Origin of the sequence: Pseudomonas sp. Sample_10 (assembly GCF_004321495.1) — a bacterium.
Classification (GTDB): domain Bacteria; phylum Pseudomonadota; class Gammaproteobacteria; order Pseudomonadales; family Pseudomonadaceae; genus Aquipseudomonas.
In genome coordinates, this window is the sequence record NZ_RCOE01000022.1 from 1 (window position 1) to 17,582 (window position 17,582).

Annotated in this window: 18 protein-coding genes and 1 tRNA gene; 9 read left to right on the plus strand and 10 right to left on the minus strand. The window is 57.5% G+C overall.

Translation table 11 applies throughout. The features are described 5' to 3' along the window. On the plus strand, window positions 1-552 hold a 552-nt coding region (locus D8U18_RS01675), incomplete at its 5' end, for an HAD-IA family hydrolase (RefSeq protein WP_131106871.1). A gap of 64 nt (window positions 553-616) precedes the next feature. Here D8U18_RS01675 and D8U18_RS01680 read toward each other — a convergent pair. From D8U18_RS01680 to D8U18_RS01690, 3 genes are all read right to left on the minus strand, one after another. After that, on the minus strand, window positions 617-985 hold the full coding sequence (locus D8U18_RS01680; protein ID WP_130904262.1) for a hypothetical protein: 369 nt from the start codon (window positions 983-985) through the stop codon (window positions 617-619). A 190-nt stretch (window positions 986-1,175) separates the two neighbouring features. Beyond that, the gene (locus D8U18_RS01685) at window positions 1,176-2,093 is read right to left on the minus strand and encodes a pyridoxal-phosphate dependent enzyme (protein WP_131106876.1); all 918 of its coding nucleotides are present in this window, start codon (window positions 2,091-2,093) and stop codon (window positions 1,176-1,178) included. A gap of 97 nt (window positions 2,094-2,190) precedes the next feature. Then, entirely contained in the window at window positions 2,191-4,230 is a 2,040-nt protein-coding gene (locus D8U18_RS01690) for an NADPH-dependent 2,4-dienoyl-CoA reductase (protein ID WP_056854681.1), read from the minus strand. Window positions 4,231-4,696: 466 nt separating this feature from the next. Between D8U18_RS01690 and folE the strand changes: the two genes are divergently transcribed. Genes folE through D8U18_RS01710 form a run of 4 tightly spaced genes read left to right on the plus strand, consistent with a single transcriptional unit; the run spans window position 4,697 to window position 7,890 of the window. Next, window positions 4,697-5,257: a GTP cyclohydrolase I FolE gene (gene folE / locus D8U18_RS01695; RefSeq protein WP_131106877.1), complete on the plus strand. Its 561-nt coding sequence runs from the start codon at window positions 4,697-4,699 to the stop codon at window positions 5,255-5,257. 38 nt (window positions 5,258-5,295) lie between these two features. Further along, a complete protein-coding gene (locus D8U18_RS01700) occupies window positions 5,296-6,006 on the plus strand; it encodes an SDR family oxidoreductase (RefSeq protein ID WP_056854728.1) in 711 nt (236 codons plus the stop codon). A gap of 14 nt (window positions 6,007-6,020) precedes the next feature. Next, window positions 6,021-6,326, plus strand: coding sequence for a DUF6482 family protein (locus D8U18_RS01705; protein WP_056854729.1), 306 nt, complete (start codon window positions 6,021-6,023; stop codon window positions 6,324-6,326). Between the two features lie 25 nt (window positions 6,327-6,351). After that, window positions 6,352-7,890, plus strand: a complete 1,539-nt coding sequence (locus tag D8U18_RS01710; protein ID WP_131106872.1) for a cryptochrome/photolyase family protein — start codon at window positions 6,352-6,354, stop codon at window positions 7,888-7,890. Between the two features lie 134 nt (window positions 7,891-8,024). Here the strand turns inward: D8U18_RS01710 and D8U18_RS01715 are convergent, their stop codons facing one another. Together D8U18_RS01715 and D8U18_RS01720 are read right to left on the minus strand one after the other, a co-directional pair. Further along, window positions 8,025-9,395 (minus strand): heavy metal sensor histidine kinase, encoded by a 1,371-nt coding sequence (locus D8U18_RS01715; protein ID WP_131106873.1) that lies wholly within the window; start codon window positions 9,393-9,395, stop codon window positions 8,025-8,027. Further along, complete coding sequence (locus D8U18_RS01720) at window positions 9,392-10,063, minus strand: heavy metal response regulator transcription factor (protein WP_131106874.1); 672 nt, start codon at window positions 10,061-10,063, stop codon at window positions 9,392-9,394. Before D8U18_RS01720 ends, D8U18_RS01715 begins: the two co-directional genes overlap by 4 nt. Before the next feature lie 188 nt (window positions 10,064-10,251). Between D8U18_RS01720 and D8U18_RS01725 the strand changes: the two genes are divergently transcribed. From D8U18_RS01725 to D8U18_RS01740, 4 genes are all read left to right on the plus strand, one after another. Then, complete coding sequence (locus tag D8U18_RS01725; protein WP_241664272.1) at window positions 10,252-10,713, plus strand: heme-binding protein; 462 nt, start codon at window positions 10,252-10,254, stop codon at window positions 10,711-10,713. A 10-nt stretch (window positions 10,714-10,723) separates the two neighbouring features. Then, entirely contained in the window at window positions 10,724-11,134 is a 411-nt protein-coding gene (uraH, locus tag D8U18_RS01730) for a hydroxyisourate hydrolase (RefSeq protein WP_056854734.1), read from the plus strand. A gap of 246 nt (window positions 11,135-11,380) precedes the next feature. Beyond that, window positions 11,381-12,511 carry a nitrilase-related carbon-nitrogen hydrolase gene (locus tag D8U18_RS01735; RefSeq protein ID WP_131106875.1) on the plus strand — a complete coding sequence of 377 codons (1,131 nt, stop codon included), beginning with the start codon at window positions 11,381-11,383 and terminating at the stop codon, window positions 12,509-12,511. Window positions 12,512-12,514: 3 nt separating this feature from the next. Then, window positions 12,515-13,555 (plus strand): AraC family transcriptional regulator, encoded by a 1,041-nt coding sequence (locus D8U18_RS01740; protein ID WP_130907302.1) that lies wholly within the window; start codon window positions 12,515-12,517, stop codon window positions 13,553-13,555. 319 nt (window positions 13,556-13,874) lie between these two features. Here D8U18_RS01740 and D8U18_RS01745 read toward each other — a convergent pair whose 3' ends face one another. The 5 genes from D8U18_RS01745 to D8U18_RS28915 all read right to left on the minus strand — a co-directional run. Further along, complete coding sequence (locus D8U18_RS01745) at window positions 13,875-14,714, minus strand: DUF2242 domain-containing protein (protein WP_130904244.1); 840 nt, start codon at window positions 14,712-14,714, stop codon at window positions 13,875-13,877. 201 nt (window positions 14,715-14,915) lie between these two features. After that, complete coding sequence (locus D8U18_RS01750; RefSeq protein ID WP_056854738.1) at window positions 14,916-16,787, minus strand: SurA N-terminal domain-containing protein; 1,872 nt, start codon at window positions 16,785-16,787, stop codon at window positions 14,916-14,918. A 102-nt stretch (window positions 16,788-16,889) separates the two neighbouring features. Then, window positions 16,890-16,966 (minus strand) — tRNA-Asp (locus tag D8U18_RS01755). Between the two features lie 53 nt (window positions 16,967-17,019). After that, the gene (locus tag D8U18_RS01760; protein ID WP_002552737.1) at window positions 17,020-17,292 is read right to left on the minus strand and encodes an HU family DNA-binding protein; all 273 of its coding nucleotides are present in this window, start codon (window positions 17,290-17,292) and stop codon (window positions 17,020-17,022) included. Window positions 17,293-17,441: 149 nt separating this feature from the next. Continuing rightward, on the minus strand, window positions 17,442-17,582 hold a 141-nt coding region (locus tag D8U18_RS28915), incomplete at its 5' end, for a hypothetical protein (protein ID WP_241664273.1).

Here is a 17,582-nt window from a genome sequence, read left to right on the forward strand (position 1 = left end):
TTCATGCCGCTGCAGATCGAAAAAATCGCCGAGCACTCGGCACTGATTCCCGGCGCTCTGGACACCATTGCCAACCTGCGCCAGCAAGGGATCAAGATCGGCTCCTGCTCCGGCTATCCAAAACAAGTCATGGATAAAGTCGTCGAACTGGCCGCCACCAACGGTTACGTCGCTGACCACGTGGTCGCCACTGACGAGGTACCGAATGGCCGCCCATGGCCGGCTCAGGCGCTGGCCAACGTGATTGCCCTGGGCATCGACGATGTCGCAGCCTGCGTAAAAATCGACGACACCGTACCGGGCATTCTCGAAGGCCGTCGCGCCGGCATGTGGACCGTGGCACTGATTTGCTCGGGCAATGCACTGGGCCTGGACTACGAAGGTTATCGCGCACTGGCCAGCGACAAACTTGCCAGCGAACGCAAGCGCATTCATGCATTGTTCGAAGGCTCACGCCCGCACTACATGATCGATACCATCACCGACTTGCCGGAAGTGATCGCCGATATCAACAAACGTCTGGCCAACGGCGAGATGCCGCAAAATCAATAAAGAAAAGCCGTAGTACTCAGCAGAGTGCTACGGCTCTTTTTAACTTGAACTATTGCAATATCAATTAACGTTCATCGCCACCGAGAGACATGTAACTCTCAACGTCATCCGAATCTTCAATATTCAACGCTTGAAGTTCATCCACTGGACTCGCGGCATCTTCCACTTCCTCTTGTTCGACAGAACCTGGCTCTTCGTCAATCGCTGGTTGCCCAAGATCTTGCGTCTCGTCGATGGGCTCGGCCAGGCCGACCTGCCGCCCCGCCGCATCGATGATAACCCCATCAGGATAGAACGTCAGGCCATCAAACTCGAGTGAACCGTCCGCATACAAAAGGGCGCCATTGTTAAACTCCCGAGTCCCGTCGGACCACAATCTTCCCCACGTGTACTCAGTTACTTCACCACGGACTCCATTCATGTTTTCGTTCATGCTCATTCCTTTGATTACAAGATTTTAACTGCCAAAAACTGTTATTCGCTTTAAATAACGGCCATGCCCGACCAATATTAATCAACGGTCTTTATCACTCAAGCATAAAACTGAAAATACAGCACAAACAGAATCGGCCTACATCTGATCGCTCATTTTCGCCAGCGTGTGGTGACTTAACCGTCCTGACTCACTGAAATCCACGGCGCCCCTGCAAACCGCCGGTATGAACGAAGATCAGGCGTGCACCCTTTTTGAATGTGCCTGCTTCGACCTGCTGCCTGAGCACCAGCAATGCCTTGCCGGTGTAAAGCGGTTCCAACGGGATTGCGCAGGCCTGCTCTGTTTGCGTGATGAATTCGAGCAGCGACGGATCGACTTTGGCGAAACCGCCACGACTGGCGTCGAGTAATTCATAAGCCGGTTCTGTCAAACCCGCCTCCTCGAGAATCACTTCAACCTGCTGCCTCACACCATGATCGTCAGGCACCGCCAGTGCACCGTACACCTGATGCTCCCCCGCTTCGGCCAGTACCAATCCGGCCAAGGTCGTTCCTGTCCCGCAGGCCAGCCACCAACCATCGTAATCGCTCCAGCCCAGAGCGCTCAATTGCTTGCAGACCTGAGCCTTGAGCTGCATGCAGCCACGCGCCCCAGGCAAACCGCCGCCACCTTCCGGTACAGGTTGCAGGTCGGGATAGCGGGCTTTCCATGGCACCCAGAAATCCGCTGCATGCCGCGCCCGATAACCGCCATAACCCAGCCAGTGCAATTGCATGCCGAATGCCTGCAAGTCCCTCACCGTAGGGGTTTCCTGAGGGTGCCCACGCAACAGGCCTACGGTGCAAAAGCCAAATCGTTGGCCGGCCGCCGCCAGTGCATGCAAATGATTGGAGTGAGCCCCACCCAGGCTGATGATGCCTTTGGCGCCGGACTGTGCAGCAATGTTGAGGTGTTCGATCAGCTTGAACCATTTGTTGCCACTGATCAGCGGATCGATCTGGTCCAGACGCAGGATCGCGACTTCGATGCCGGCTGTGGTCAGCCAGTCGAGGTGGAGGCGTTGGAGAGGGGCTTCAGGGAGCCAGTCGCTAAAGGAGAAATGCATCGCTGCCGGTTCTGGGTAAAGAGCCAGCATTCTAGTCGCTCAAAGGCAGCCATCGCGAGCAGGCTCGCGATGGCCATGGGTAGGCTAAACCTGCAAATTACAACTCAGCCGCCAACCGCGAACCCTGATTGATCGCCCGCTTGGCATCCAGCTCCGCCGCGACATCCGCGCCGCCGATCAGGTGCACGTTCTGGCCCGCCGCCAGCAGGCCATCCTGCAGCTCACGCAGCGGGTCCTGCCCGGCGCAGATCACGATGTTGTCCACCGGCAATACTTGTGGCTCACCGGTTTCACCGATGCGAATGTGCAGGCCTTCATCGTCGATCTTCAAGTACTCGACGCTATTGAGCATTTGCACCTGCTTGTTCTTCAGACCGGTGCGGTGAATCCAGCCGGTGGTCTTGCCCAAGCCGTCGCCGACCTTGGATTTCTTGCGTTGCAGCAGGAATACATCACGGGCCGGTGCATGGGGTGCAGCCTTGATCCCGGCCACACCGCCGCGCGCTTGGAGGTGTGTGTCGATGCCCCACTCTTTCCAGAACTCGTCGCGATTCAGACTGGTGGCCTGGCCCTGGTGAACGAGGAATTCCGAGACGTCGAAGCCGATGCCGCCGGCACCGATCACTGCTACGCGCTTGCCTACAGGCTTGCGTTGCAGAAGCACGTCCAGGTAGCTCAAAACCTTGGCGTTCTCGACGCCCGGAATCGCCGGAGTCCTTGGCGCGATCCCCGTCGCGAGGATGATCTCGTCGAAACCGCCCTCAACCAGCTTCGCCACATCCACGCGAGTGTTCAGGCACACCTCGACGTTGGTGGTCTGCAATTTGCGAGCGAAATAACGCAGGGTCTCGAAGAACTCTTCCTTGCCCGGCACACGTTTGGCCACATTGAACTGACCGCCGATCTCGCTGGCCGAATCGAACAGCGTCACCTGATGGCCGCGCTCGGCTGCCACGGTGGCGGCGGAAAGCCCCGCAGGACCGGCACCGACCACAGCGATCTTCTTGACCTGCCGGACCGGCACGTAGTTGAGTTCGGTTTCGTGGCAGGCACGCGGGTTGACCAGGCAACTGGTCAGCTTGCCGCCGAAGGTGTGGTCCAGGCACGCCTGGTTGCAACCGATGCACGTGTTGATTTCATCAGCGCGGCCTTCAGCAGCCTTGTTGACGAAGTCAGGGTCGGCGAGGAACGGCCGCGCCATGGACACCATGTCGGCATCGCCTTCGGCCAGGATCTGCTCGGCCACTTCCGGGGTATTGATGCGGTTGGTAGTGATCAGCGGAATGTTCACCGAACCGCGCAGCTTGGCGGTGACTTTACTGAATGCCGCACGCGGCACCTTGGTGGCGATGGTCGGAATTCGCGCTTCGTGCCAGCCGATACCGGTGTTGATGATCGTCGCACCCGCCTGCTCGATGGCCTTGGCCAACAGCACGATTTCGTCCCAGGTACTGCCGCCCTCGACCAGATCGAGCATCGACAGACGGAAAATGATGATGAAGTTCGGGCCAACGGCCTCACGCACCCGACGGACGATTTCCACCGGCAGGCGCATGCGGTTTTCGTAGCTGCCGCCCCAGCGGTCAGTGCGGTGGTTGGTGTGGGCCGCGAGGAACTGGTTAATGAAATAACCTTCCGAACCCATGATTTCGACGCCGTCGTACTCGGCCTGTTGCGCCAGGGTCGAGCAGGTGACGAAATCGCGGATCTGTTTCTCGATGCCTTCCTCGTCCAGCTCTTTAGGCTTGAACGGGTTGATCGGCGCTTGAATGGCGCTTGGCGCGACCTGCTTCGGGCTATACGCGTAACGGCCGGCGTGGAGAATCTGCATGCAGATCTTGCCGCCCGCCTCGTGCACCGCACGGGTAACGATCCGGTGCTTGAGCGCTTCTTCCTCGGTCGTCAGCTTGGCCGCGCCAGAGTAAACGCCACCCTCATCGTTCGGGCCGATACCGCCGGTGACCATCAGGCCGACCCCACCCCGGGCACGTTCGGCAAAGTACGCCGCCATGCGCTCGAAACCACCTGGTTTTTCTTCAAGGCCGGTGTGCATCGAACCCATCAGGGTGCGGTTGCGCAACGTGGTAAAACCCAGGTCCAGCGGGGCCAACAGGTGCGGGTAATGAGCGGCGGTCATCGGTAACTCCACAACGAGCGATCACGGAAAAGTGTGAGCGCTCTTTGGCGCCCCTCTGTCATGGGTTACAGACTATGAGCAGTCCAGCGGCCGCTCAATGACCAAAACTGACAACTTAATGATCGAAATGAGCAGCAGGTCTTGGCGAGAGCCGGCAAGCCCCTACCCTCGGCACCGAGCCCATCTTCAGTTTTCAAGGCCCGGCGTCCAAGGATGTGGCCTATGCGTGCGTCTCCCAATGATTTGTGCAGCGTGGCGACCATTGTCAGCCGGTTTTTTTCGGCCTATCTTATACAAGACCTATACAACATTAACCGTCATGTACAATAAAAAGCGGTGACCACTCACGCTTTACTTCGACGGTGAATGCCCGCTCTGTGCCCGGGAAATCAAATTTCTCAGCCAGCGCGCCCCTGCTGCCGGGGGTGTCCCTTTCATGAAATGCAGCATCGCTGAGAACATCAACGTGGACCCATTTCTAACCGAGCATTACCGTGAAATTCTCGTCGGCGTTGGCGAGAACCCTGAGCGTGAAGGACTGCTGGACACGCCCAAACGCGCCGCCAAAGCCATGCAGTACCTGTGCAATGGCTACACGATGAACCTGGAAGAGGTGATCAATGGCGCGCTGTTCGAGTCGCAAAACGATGAAATGGTCATCGTGCGCGACATCGAACTGTATTCATTGTGCGAGCACCACATGCTGCCCTTCATCGGCAAGGCGCATGTGGCTTACATCCCCACCGGGCGTGTCCTGGGCCTTTCGAAGGTTGCGCGAGTGGTCGATATGTTCGCCCGTCGCTTACAGATTCAGGAAAATCTGACAAAGCAGATTGCCGACGCCATCCAGCACATCACCGATGCCGCCGGGGTGGCGGTGGTCATCGAAGCACAGCACATGTGCATGATGATGCGCGGCGTAGAAAAGCAAAACTCGGTAATGACTTCCTCGGTGATGCTGGGCGCCTTTCGCGAGTCGTCCACGACGCGTCAGGAGTTCCTGCAACTGATCGGGCGCCGTCGTTAACGTGCGCAAGCAATCACGCTTGTCGGTGGGAGAGGCTAATGAACACGTCCTTCACGATGAACTCCCTTGGCGATGGCTACCATGCCTTAGTGATCGGTGCGAGCGGAGCACTCGGCGCGGCTTTTTGCCAATGGCTCCACGCCGATCCACGTTGTGCGAGTGTTCGCGAGCTGGGACGCCAGAGTGTTCCGCCACTGGATCTGGAAGCGCCCGAGAGTATCGGCAGGGCCGCCGCCGAATTAGCGGCCGAAGCGCCGTATCAGTTGATCGTGCATGCCGCTGGCCTGCTCCATCGCGACGAAATCAAGCCTGAAAAAAGTTACGCCGCGATTGAAGCGGCACAATTTCAGGCGGTTTTCCAGGTCAACACGCTCGGCCCTGCTCTGGTATTGCGCCACTTCCTGCCCTTGCTTGATCCACAAGGCGCGATGGCGGTGCTCTCCGCCAAGGTCGGCAGCATCGGGGATAACCGGCTGGGCGGTTGGTATGCCTATCGCGCCTCCAAGGCGGCGTTGAACATGCTGATCAAAACGGCAGCAATCGAACTGGCTCGCACCCGTCCTCAGACCCGCTTGCTGAGCCTTCATCCTGGCACTGTTATTTCAGGCCTGTCACAGCCCTTTCGGGGTGCCTCTGCTGCCAGGCCCGCAAGCATTGCTGCCCGAGAATTGTTGTCACTGATTGACCGCTTGGCGCCAGCCGACAGCGGCGATTTCTTTGCTTACAACGGAGAACGCCTGCCCTGGTAGGCAAGGAGTACACCTTGAATCTGCAAACGTTGATCGAGCAAGCCTCGAAGGGCGAAATCCGGGAGCTGGAGCTGCTGTCGCTGGAGGGGGGTATTTATCTGGCGCGCGTCACGCAGGATCATGGGCAGTTCACGCTGCTCAACGATGCCGCGCAACCACTGCACCTTCGTTCCGTCAGTCACCTGCGTGATTTGCTGCAACTGGTTCCACCTTTTCCCTGCGTACTGGTGCAGCAGTGCGTGCACGATGAAATGTGCGGCGTACGTGAAGGTCCCATAGATTCGTTGCGCATTCCTTTTTCACTCAAGGAGCCATTTTGAGGTGGATGCATCTGGATCATCTCGCATGAAAACCTCCCGCCGTCTGTGTCTGGTTCTGGGCGACCAGTTATCGTTCGACCTCGCCTCTTTGCAAGGCCTGGACGCCGAGCACGATACGGTGTTGCTGGTCGAGGTGATGGAGGAAGCCAGCCATGTGCCCCATCACCCACAAAAAATCGCCCTTATCTTCAGCGCTATGCGCCACTTTGCCGAAGCGTTGCAGCAGCGCGGCATTCGTGTGCAGTACGTACCCCTTGATGACCCGCACAATACCGGCTCGGTGCCGGGCGAATTGACGCGTTGGCACGCATTGCTGGAGCCGGCTGAACTGCACTTGACCGAGTGCGGTGACTGGCGTCTCGAGCAGTCGCTCAAGGCTTGCGGCCTGTCAATTGAGTGGCATGCCGACACCCGCTTTCTCTGCAGCCGCGACGAATTTTCTGCGTGGGCGGACGGTAAAAAGCAGCTGCGCATGGAGTTCTTTTATCGGGAGATGCGTCGCAAAACTGGTGTGTTGCTCAATGGCGACGGCAGCCCCGTCGGTGGCGCCTGGAACTTTGATGCGGACAACCGCAAGGCGTTGCCAAAAGGCGTGAAAGCGCCCTATCCAGCACGTTTTTCCGCGGACGTAATCACTCAGCAAGTGATTGCGCTGGTGCGGCAACGCTTCGACAACCACTACGGTTCCCTGGAGGCGTTCGACTATCCGGTGACCCACGCTGATGCCCAGGTGTTATGGGAATACTTTCTGGATTTTGGCCTGGCCGGGTTCGGCGATTATCAGGATGCGATGGCCAGCGGCGAACCGTTTCTGTTTCACGCCCGAATAAGCGCGGCGCTCAATATCGGTCTGTTGGACGTCCGCCAGTTGTGCACCGATGTGGAGTCGGCCTATTGGTCGGGGCGGATTGCGTTGAATGCCGCGGAGGGTTTTATCCGCCAACTGATTGGCTGGCGGGAATATGTCAGAGGTGTCTATTGGCTGAAGATGCCTGACTACGCCAACGGCAATGTCTTCGGCAATAGCAGGCCACTGCCGCAGTTCTACTGGACCGGCAAAACGCAAATGAACTGCATGCGTCAAGCCATCGGCCAAAGCCTGGAACATGCCTATGCCCATCACATCCAACGGCTGATGGTCACCGGCAACTTTGCCCTGCTCGCCGGTATCGCGCCGAGCCAGATTTGCGAGTGGTACCTGGCGATCTATATGGACGCCTTCGACTGGGTCGAACTCCCCAATACGCTGGGCATGGTCATGCACGCGGATGGCGGATACCTGGGTTCAAAACCCTACTGCGCCAGTGGCCAGTACATAAAACGCATGTCTGACTATTGCCGAGACTGCGCGTACAAAGTGAGTGAAAGCACCACGGAAGACGCCTGCCCCTTCAACGCGCTCTATTGGCATTTTTTGATGCGCCATGGTGATCTTCTGCGCGGTAACCAACGGATGGGCATGGTTTACAAAAACCTCGGACGCATGCCTGACCTCAAGCAGCAAGAACTCTGGCAACGTGGACAGATCCTGCTCGCCAAACTGGATGCCGGGGAATCACTGTAAGTGCACCTGGATCGATGAAGCTTGACCGTCCGTGAGGCCAGGCTTCGCCGCACGAGCGCGCGGTTCCGAGACATGGGAGGAATTCATCACGGCGTACGGTCGACAAGTCGAAGCTGAATGTCAGCGAAGACCGCTCAAGTGCTTTTCAAGGGAAATTCCAAATGAAAGCTCGTACCCGCTTCAGTGCTTTCAACGGTTACACAACCGCCATGCAGTTGCATGATTGAGCGAACAATGGCCAACCCCAGTCCCCCGGAATCGTCGGGCTGATTACGTGACGGGTCGCATCGATAAAAGCGCTCAAACAATCGTGGAAGATGCTCTGCGGCAATCGGCTCCCCTTGGTTATTCACCGTGATTTTTAGCTTGTGCTCAGAAACCCTGCTGCTGATCGTCACTGCAGACGCAGGATTTGCGTAGCGCAAGGCATTGGCCAGCAAGTTAGCCAATGCTCGACGGATCAAGTCTGGATCACCCAGCAACTGATCCCGGGCCAGGTTTAGCAGCTGCACATCTCGCTCTTGGGCCACGCCTTCGAAATACTCACATAGCTGCTCAACCAGATCGTGCAGGTTGATGTGCTCAAATTTAACGCCAGCGTTTGGCTGCTCGGTGCGAGCGAGAAACAGCATGCTGTCGATCATTCGCGCCAGCCTTTCATACTCTTCCTGATTGGAAACCAGCAGATTCTGATAGTCCTCGATAGAGCGGCTGCGCCTCAGGGCTTGCTGGGTATGTCCCATCAGGTTGCCAAGCGGGGTTCGCATCTCGTGGGCCAGGTCTTCCGAGAAACGTGAAAGCTGGGCGAATCCATCCTCAAGGCGGGCAAGCATTTGGTTGAGGGCATTACAGAGCACTTTGAGTTCATTCAATTCATTGAACTCATCCAGCCGCAGATGCAAATGCTGCACGTCAATTCCGGCGGCGCGTTTTGCCAGCAGGCGCACGGGGTGCAAGCCTCGTTGACTCACCCACCAGCCGAATGCAAAAGCCAACAGCGCACCGACGGACATGGCCAGCCAGAGCTTGAGTCGATAAGCACCCAGCATCTGGTCGCGCTCACTCAACAACTTGCCAGCGATCAGGGTCAAGCCGCGATCACCCTGCATGACATCCCGCCAGGCAAGCCGCACTGATTCAGGCGCGTGACCGTCACCGAGGCGAGCCTGGGGTGCAGCCGGCAGCGTTGGCAAGGTCATACGCACTGGGTTGATTTCGATCAACACCTTGCCGGTGTCATCGACGATCCATAGCAGATTGTCGTTATTGCCCAACATGTTTTCGTAGAGCTTGGGCCGCCCTCGCAGTTGCTCGATGCTGTCGCTATCGCTGATCAATGCTTGCATGCGCTCCAGCCGCCCCAGCAGGGCCTGGTCATCGCGCCAGGCAATTTCTCGCTGTAACGATTGATAAAGATAAAAACCAAGGGAGCCCAGCAACAGCCCGCTGACCAGTGCGAACATGATCGCCAGACGCAGGCTCAGGGTGCGCGGATACAGATTCAGGATTGCACCTCGAGCATGTAACCGATACCACGCACTGTGTGGATCAACTTCAGCGTGTAAGGATCGTCAACCTTGGCTCGCAGTCGACGGATGGCGACATCGACCACATTGGTGTCACTGTCAAAGTTCATCTGCCAGATCTGGGAGGCAATCAGCGAGCGCGACAGGACTTCCCCTTCACGACTGAGCAGCAGATGCAGCAGGGCGAATTCCTTGTTGGTCAGGGTGAGGCGCTCTCCGTTGCGCATGACCTTGCGGCGCAACAAGTCCAGGCTCAGGTCGCCAGCCACAAAATGCTCGACTTCGCGAGGCGGACCACGGCGTAGCAAAGTGCGTACGCGGGCCAACAACTCGGCATAGGAAAAAGGTTTCACCAGATAATCATCGGCCCCCAACTCCAGCCCTTTGACCCGATCATCAACCGAGTCGCGCGCGGTGAGGAACAGCACTGGAGTCTGCCATTTGCGCCGGATGATTTGCAGTAATTGCCAGCCATCCAACCCTGGCAGCATGACATCCAGAATGATCAGGTCGAACTCACTCTCCTGCGCCAAATGCTGGCCGTCCAGCCCGTCAAGAGCGATCTCTACCGCATAGCCTGATTCAGTCAGGGCTTTGCGCAGGTAATCCGCCATTTTCGTTTCATCTTCAACCACCAGGATACGCATTTTTTCCTCCAAAACTGGAGCACAGGCTAGCCCGCTTCGCTGATTTCTCACATTACATATTGGTAATCCGCAGGCAATCATTCTGACGGGGTGCACTGGTCATGATGTCTGTCAATGACTCAAACAGACTCAGCCAAGGAAACCGCATGCCTACAAGCCTATCGACTTCATTGCTGCTCACACTCGCAATGAGCTCTGCGTTCGCCGTTGCAGCCCCGGATCAGGTTGCACAGCGCAAGGACGTGTCACTTGCAATGGCCAACGATTTGCTTAATGCCGCGCTGACGGCTTGCCACGCCGAGGGGCGCACAGCCGTTGCCGCCGTTGTTGACCGTGGCGGCAATCTGGTTGCCGTGCAACGCGATGACAATGTTGGCCCGCACAACACGTCAGCCGCGCAACGCAAAGCCTATACCGCGCTGTCGACCAAGACACCGACGCGGTTGTTAACCGAACGCGCTCGCGCTAATCCAGATGCACAAAACCTCAACACCCTTGATGAGCTGTTGCTGCTCGGCGGAGGCGTGCCATTGCAATTCGATGGTGAGGTCATCGGCGCCATCGGAGTGGCCGGTGCGGGTGGCGCTGCAAACGATGAAGGTTGTGCAGTGGTCGCTATCAACAAAGTTTTACCTGCCGTTAAAAACTAAGGACATCACCATGACTGTATTGAAAAGTTTCTTCGTTGGCGCTGTATTGAGTGCCCTTTCAACCCTGGCGGCAGCGGCAGCCAATCCATTGAGCGTGCATGTACTCAACTTGCAGGATGGCCTGCCCTCCCCTGGAGTGAATGTCACTTTGGAAAAACAGGATGGAAAAACCTGGGACCTGCTCAACAGCGCGGCAACCAATGAGCAAGGCCGCATCACCGGGCTGTATCCGCAAGGTCGGGGTCTGGAGAAAGGAACTTACCGTGTCACCTTCAAGACCGGTGAGTGGTTCAAGGCGCATAAGACGTCCAGTTTCTTTCCGGAAGTACCCGTCATTTTCGAGGTGGACGGCACCGTCCCGCACTACCACATCCCATTGCTGCTCAGCCCCTATGGCTTCTCCACCTACCGTGGGAATTGATGAATAAGCGATACTCAAGCGATTTCATTGCGCACCGATACATCACAACGCCGCCCCAAGGGGCGGCGTTGCCGTTTTGTCTTTGGCATTGAAACCTGTGCGATGACCGAGTGCACAACTTGGGGCAACTGGCAGGGAAATATCCCTGATTGTCTGGATTTTTTACCAACCCATTGATTTGCCGTAGCCTTCGATACTATCCATACTGAAAAACCATGCCCTTATACGGCCGTTGACTGTTCCCCCATGCGCAAACTTCTGTACCTGACTTTATCCATGGCGCTGGTCGCCGCCCTCACAACCTACGCCATGTGGGCCGCCGATCGCCCGATGGGCCTTTACCTCTCGGACCTGCGCATCGATCTCGCTGTCGATCAGGGCCAGCCCGCTGATCGGGGCAACTTGCTGGGTATCCAGCCCGAGCTGTTTCCAACCGACTATCAAAGCCCTGAACGCTTGCACCGCAAGCTCGCCGCTTACCTGCAAAAGGCTCGGGATCAAGGTTTGTTGAATGCGAAAACCATTGTCGTGCTGCCGGAGCATATCGGCACGTGGCTGATGGTCAGCGGCGAAAAGGATGAGTTGTACCAGGCCACCACACTCAAGGAGGCCATGAACTGGCTGGCCGTGAGCAATCCGTTGAAGTTCGTCCGGGCACTGATCGGCGCCGAGGGTAGCAGCCGTCTGGACGATGCTCACTTGCGGATGAAAGCCAAAGGGATGGCCAAGGACTATCAGGCGCTGTTCGGCGGGCTGGCGAAAGAATTCGACGTGACACTGGTGGCTGGCTCCATCGTGTTGCCCGAGCCCAGCGTCATCGACGGCACACTGAAAATCGGTCGCGGCGCGTTGTATAACAGCAGTGTGGTATTCAGCCGCGAGGGTTTGCCCATCGGTCAGCCGCAGCGACAGATGCATCCGGTGTTTGAACAGCGGGATGCGATCAAGGCCAATGGCGAACATGCGCTCAATGTCGTCGACACCCCGGCCGGGCGTCTGGGCGTGCTGATCGGCAGCGACAGCTGGTACCCGGACAACTACCGCAAGCTCGACGCTGAACGGGCACAACTCGTCGCGGTCCCGGCGTTCGTTGTCGGCCGGGGCACCTGGGATCAATCATGGCGCGGCTACAAAGGTTCATCGACACCCGGCTCTGTCAGCCTCAAGCCCGGGGAGCTCAGCGAAGGCCAAGCGTGGCACCATTTGACCCTGACCACTCAAGCGCCCTCCAGCCAGGCTATCGCCGGCATGAGCGTGTTCTTGCGCGGCCAGTTCTGGGATCAGCCCAGCGCCGGGCAAAGTTTTCTCAGCCGCAACGGCCAACACTTTGCCGATGACAATGCCCGCGGCGCGCGTTTGTTGAACCTGTGGTTGTAAGCCATGAAACCATTGCCGATGCGTCTCGGCGATTTATCGGTGGGCTTCGTTCATAGCCTGGCGGACGCCGTGCGCAGCTTCGATGCGGACCCCCAGCCCCTGCTCGAGCAATACGGCCTGGACACGGCCCGCCTCAGCGAAGCGGGTGCGCGCCTTTCCATTCCGCGCTACATGCGTCTGGGACATGGTGCGATTCAGCTGACCGGCAACCCGGCGCTCGGCTTGCGCATGGGCCAACTCAGCCGCCTCAGCCAAGCGGGCCTGGCGGGCATCACGGCAGCCCAGGCACCCACGGTACGCGAGGCGGCGCGCTGCCTGATTCGCTTCGAAGCCTTGTATGGGTCCAACTATCGCGGCCATTCAAGCTTTCACGAAGACCCGCAGGGAGCCTGGCTGCGCTTTTACTCCATCAGCCCTTACAACAGCTACAACCGTTTCGTAGTGGATTCTATCCTCGCGGGCTGGTTGCAGCAGTTGTCCAGTGTGAGCCCTGCCCCACTGAGCGCCGAACGCATCGACATCGAATTCGAAGCACCCGACTACAGCGCCGCCTACGACGCGCTGGGCGACTGCACAATTCAATTTGGTGCCGAACACAATCAATTGCGCCTGAGCCTGGCCAGCCTCGCCCAACGCAATCCAGAGCACTGCCCGAGCACTTGGCGCCTCTTGCTGAGCTTGTGTGAACGGGAACTGGAGCAGCTGACACGCACCCGTAGCCTGCGTGAACGCATCACTCAGTTACTGGGGCCATTGCTCAATGGTGGCCGGGAACCCGACCTGGAAGAAGTGGCGGCACGCCTGAAGCTGCCCACCTGGACCTTGCGCCGCAAACTCGCCGAAGAAGGCACGCAATTTCGTGCAATCCTCAACGATACCCGTCGCGACCTGGCCATGACTTACATTCGCGATACTGAATTGGCGTTCGGCGAAATCGCCTATCTGCTGGGCTTTGCCTCAGCCGAAGCGTTTCAACGCGCGTTCAAACGCTGGACCAGCCAGACTCCCGGCGAGTTTCGCCGCAGCCACAGGCAATCGGCTTAAAGCAGCAAGCCTTGACGGCTTACAGCTCGGTAGCGTCTTCGGCAGGTTCCAGTGGGTCCAGTTCAAACGCCTGATACTCGAGCAGCTCTTCTTGATAATCGTCCATTTTCGAATCCCCCACAGCTTGTTGAAATTGCGTCTGACCCAGTGATCAGCGACTCCGAGGGTAAGGTGCCCGTGTGAAAGAAAAATGACGCGGGCACAACTCTGCGTCGCCTCTGAATAAAACGTAGCAGGGCATCAGGAATTTATCAGCGGCTTTTTTAATTCAGGCCGCCGAACGGCGGCCTGGCTTGATCTGTATCAATGTTTGCAAATGTTACTGGCCAGTAACCGGCATCGCCTGAATCGGCTCACTTGGCGCAGGCAAATCGCTGGGGTTGGCAGGCGGCGTGATGGTTTGCGCCTCAGGGGCGGGTTCCGAAGCCGGGGCGGTGGTGATCGGTGCGGCCTCAGGCGGCGGTGCTACCGGTTCAGAAGCGGCTGGCGCCACTTCAGCGGCCTTGGGTGCCTCGGCCGCGGGTGCAGGCGCTGCGGCGGCTTCCGGGGCCAATGATGCCGGTACAGCCTTGGGCTCAGGAACGCCCAGATCGGTTTTCGGTTTCTCGGTAATGTGCGCCGCTTCCTTTACTTCCTTGGGCAGGAACAGCTCGACCAAGGCAAAGAAACGCTCGTAGAACTTGGCGGAAGTCACGGTTTCGCTCGCGACCTTGACCATCGAGTCGTCCGACGAACCGATCGGCATCGACACCGACCCCAGCACGCCGACACCAAGACTGGCGGAGTTGTTGGTTTTCTTCAGTGCGTACTGGTCTTGCAAGGCGTTGGCGAACACGGTGGCGTGATGCCCGGCGCTACCATCTTCGGCACAGACCACACTGAAACTGATTTCCATGTGGGTCTCGCCGGTCTGCTGGAAGCTCTTGTGCCCGCTGACCAATTTCGGATCGCTGCTGGTGATGATGTAACCCTGGCTGAGCAAAGCCCGACGAGCGGCTTCACAAGACGCAGAATCGGTCACCGGATAGTTGCGGGAAAATGTTCCGGAGTCGTCGAAATTCTCATGCTCATAGATGGCGGTCTTCTTCGACGAACAACCGGCAGCAGTGGCCAGCAGCAACGCCAGCCCGACAACCCGCATGGGAAATGATTTAAACATTGAACATCCTGAGAAAAACGGTTCGGGGCGTATTGTGCAACAGATCGATGCTTAGCGGCGCAACGATTGTGTCTTAAAACAGTTACAGGTGTGTTGACTCCGATATTTGGCAAACGTCCCGCGCGTTCGTCGTTGCAGATGTAACAAAAAACCCCGACCTTTCGGGGCCGGGGTTTTTGTGAGACTCAACTCAAACCTGGATCAAAAACGCTTGATCTCGGCCTGGCTTTCCAGCTGCTTGCGATAAGCCGCGAAGTCTTGCTGGCCTACACGCGACGCGAGGAAGCGACGGTATTGAGCCTTCTCTTCTTCGGTAGGTGCTGCTGCTTCATTCACGCCATTGAGGCGTACGATCACCAGGCTGCCATCAGGCAGGGTCACGCTGCTGAACGTCGGCTTGTCCTTGCTGGCAGGCTTGGGCATGCGGAACAGCGCTTGCAACACAGCAGGGTCTACCCCTTCCTGAGCGCGGGTCGCCGCTTCAGTCACTTTCCAGGTCTGACCATCGATCGCCTTGTCCAGCGCAGTCTTGCCATCGCGCAGACTGACAATCAACTCCTCAGCCTTGGTCTTGGCAGCAGCACTGGCGTGTTCTTTGGTCAATTGCACTCGAATGGCAGCTGACACTTTTTCCAGCGGCAGTTGCGCAGGCTTGAGGTGTTCCTTGGCACGCAGCACGATTACGGTTTCCGGATCGAGCTCGATGGCGGTGCTGTTTGCACCCTCATCCAACACTTCGGGGCTGAACGCAGCCGTGACTACGGCACGGTTGGCCGCAATGCCTTCACCACCTTCACGGCCGAACGGCGCGGAGGTGTGAACGGTCAACTTCAAGTCCTGCGCTGGCTGGGCCAGATCGGAAGCCTCGAACGAAGCGTCTTCCAGTTGCTTGGTCGCCTCGACGAAACGCTGCTCAACCTGCGCGGCCTTCAGCTCACGGGTCAGCTTGTCTTTCAGGCTGGCGAGCGTCGGCACTTCAGGCGCTTCCACACCCAGCAGCTTGATCAGGTGAAAGCCGAAGTCGGTGCGAACCGGCTCGGAAACCTGGTCCTTGTTCAACGAGTACAACGCTTTTTCGAATACAGGATCGTAAACGCCAGGACCGGCATAACCCAGATCACCGCCGTTGTTCGCCGAACCAGGATCCTGCGAGAACTCCTTGGCCAGCGCTTCGAACTTCTCACCCTTGTTCAGGCGTGCCTGGATCTCGTCAATCCTGGTTTTGGCCTGAGCTTCGGTAGTCTTGTCGTTCACTTCGATCAGAATGTGCGCAGCCCGGCGTTGCTCGGACAGGTTCGCGATTTCTTTCTGATACGCCGCTTGCAGGTCTTCGTCCTTGACGCTGACCTGATCAAAGAAAGAAGCCTTCTTCAACTCCAGGTAATCGATGATCACCTGATCCGGCGTCATGAATTCCTTGGCGTGTTCGTCGTAATACGCTTTGACTTCGTCGTCAGTCAGCTTCACCGCTGCCGGGTCGGCCTTGATGTTCAGGGAAGCGAAATCGCGGGTCTGTTTTTCCAGACGGGCGAAGGCCATTACCTGTGCATCCGTGACGAAACCACTGCCCGCCACACCGGCGCGCAACTGACCGATCAGCATTTCCTGAGCCAGCATCTGGCGGAATTGCATACGGCTGTAGCCCAGTTGGCGAATGACCTGATCGAAGCGCTCTGGACTGAACTTGCCATCCACCTGGAATTCAGGGGTTTGCAGGATGACCTGATCCAGGGCCGCTTCGGAGAAAGCGAACTTGGAGCTTTCTGCGCCTTGCAGCAGCAGTTTGCGATCGATCAAGCCTTTGAGAGCCGATTCGCGCAGCATTTTTTCGTCGAGCAAGGAAGCGTCGAAATCCTTGCCCAGCTGTTGCATGAGTTGACGGCGTTGCATATCGACCGCCTGACTCAGCTCGTTCTGGCTGATTTCTTCGCCGTTGACCTTCGCCGCTTCATTCTTGTTGGTCGTGGCCTGAAAAATGGCGTCGAAACCGGTCAAAGCCATCAGTGCAACGATGACCCCGATAATGGTCTTGGCAATCCAGCCTTGTGAATTGTCCCTGATATTCTGCAGCATGCGTCCCCCATAAACGGTTGAACTTCAAAATTAGGCAACCGTGGAGCGTGGGTAGAATCCGGATAGAAGAAAGGCGCATCCGAGGATGCGCCTTCTCGTAACTGGCGGAGCGGACGGGACTCGAACCCGCGACCCCCGGCGTGACAGGCCGGTATTCTAACCGACTGAACTACCGCTCCGCTGCCAAGTCAGGAATGACCCCGACCCGGATAGGCAAAAACCTGAATCAAACTTAGTTGACAGCTTCTTTCAGTGCTTTACCGGCTTTGAAGCCTGGTTTTTTGGCTGCTGCGATTTCCAGTGTCTTACCGGTCTGTGGGTTACGACCAATGCGAGCTGGACGATCAGTTACGGAGAAGGTACCGAAACCAACCAGAACAACAGAGTCGCCAGCCTTGAGAGCGCCAGTGACGGATTCGATTACAGCGTCCAGCGCACGGCCAGCAGCAGCTTTCGGGATATCAGCGGATGCAGCGATAGCATCAATCAGTTCCGACTTGTTCACTCTAAGTCCCCTTATATCTATTTGAGTATGATTCTAAGTTTTTTTGGTGAAAGCAAAAACGAGTGCTGAATGGCCTACAGACACTTAAGAGCCGCTTTATAACAAGGGCTCTAAAAAGCTGTCAAGGAAGCCCCCCAGGCAAATACGTACTAATGCGTGCTAATTCTTTCCTTGGAATCGGACTCGCGTTTTTCATCCTTCGCGACAATCTCCGGAGCCACATCCGGCAAGGGCTCCGGCGCGTATTGCAGCGCAATTTGCAGGACCTCGTCAATCCATTTAACCGGTTT